1 protein-coding gene is annotated in these 1,305 nt (G+C 65.8%); it reads right to left on the reverse strand.

What is annotated here, in order from left to right; all coding sequences use genetic code 11:
- A partial coding sequence (locus EN749_RS38030; protein ID WP_189367980.1) for a hypothetical protein occupies positions 1-1,305 on the reverse strand: 1,305 nt, incomplete at both ends.

A 1,305-nucleotide genomic window follows, 5' to 3' on the forward strand; every position in this document is an offset into this window, starting at 1 on the left:
GCTCTGCACCACGCTGCGGATGGCGACCATGATCTGTTCGATCGAAGCCTGCGCCTGGCGGAACGGCGCCACCAGCGCATCGGCCAGTTGCGCCGCACCGGCCACGTCGCCCGATATCTCGGTGGCGCGAGCAATGGCCGCCGCGATGTCGTCGGCTGCCTGCACCACCTTGCTGCTGGCGCCGGTGAAGGCATCGACAACGGCGCCGATCAGCGACCCGACAGTGTCGGAGACCGCTTTCACCGCGGCCGTAGCGATCGAGACGATGCCGCCAAAGGCCGCCGTGGCGGCGTTGGAAATCGTCGTCCATACCGCCGATCCGGCCGTCGAGATCGCCGACCATACCGGCGCCAGCAGGCCGCCTAGCGCGGTCGCGCTCTGGACGATGATAGCGAAAGCTGCCGATGCATTGGTGGAGATCTGCGACCAAATAGCGTTGGCCGCCAAGGCGATTCCGTCCCAGGACGGCAAAAGCTGCGCGGCGAGGCCGTCGATCGCCGTGACCACGCCCTTGACGAAGCCGTCGACCAGTGAGGCTGCGCCCAGCAAGACGACGCCGATGCCTTGGATCGCCAGCTTGAACGCTTCGACCAGCAAGACGCCGGCCTGCTTGCCGGCCTCGACAAGGCCCTGGAACACACGCGCCAGATTGTCGGCCGAGAAGAACTCCTGAATCTTGGCAATCGCCCTTTGCGCGCCGGCAACAATGTCATCCCAGAAGACGAAGATGGCGACGCCGGCGGCGACAAGCGCGGCAACCAGCAGCCCCGGCCATGACACCAGCCCGGCGACCAGGCCGAGGAAGGCGGTGGCGCCTTCGACGATGGTGGTGAAGAATGTCGTGGCCGCCGCGATGACGCCGCCGCTGAACATCGTGGCGATGACGGTGCCGATCAGCCGCAGGGCTGCGATCACCGCGCCGGAGGTCGAGACCAGCAACCGGAACACGCCGAGCAGCTGCAGCAAAGCCGCGCCGATCAGCAATTCGCCGCCGGTCAAATTGGTGCCGAAGATGCCGTTGATGGCATTGGCGACACTGGTCGCTGTATCATGCACAGCCTTGAACAGCGGCAGCACAACGCCGCCGATGACGGCGGAAAAATCGCTGCCAAACTGCAGGATGGCGTCGCGCCAGGTCAGGATCCACGGGTTCTTGGCCTTGGCATCGGCGCCGATCAGCGCGAACAGCAGGTCGCTCAGACCGGACAGCAGTTTCTGGTTGATCGCCGCGCCGAAGGCGAGGATGGCATCCTTGTTCTCGACGATGATGTCGCGCAGGCCGGCCGCAAGCGCGGTGATGCCAGG

The organism is Mesorhizobium sp. M7A.F.Ca.ET.027.02.1.1, assembly GCF_004022985.1.
Classification (GTDB): Bacteria; Pseudomonadota; Alphaproteobacteria; order Rhizobiales; family Rhizobiaceae; genus Mesorhizobium.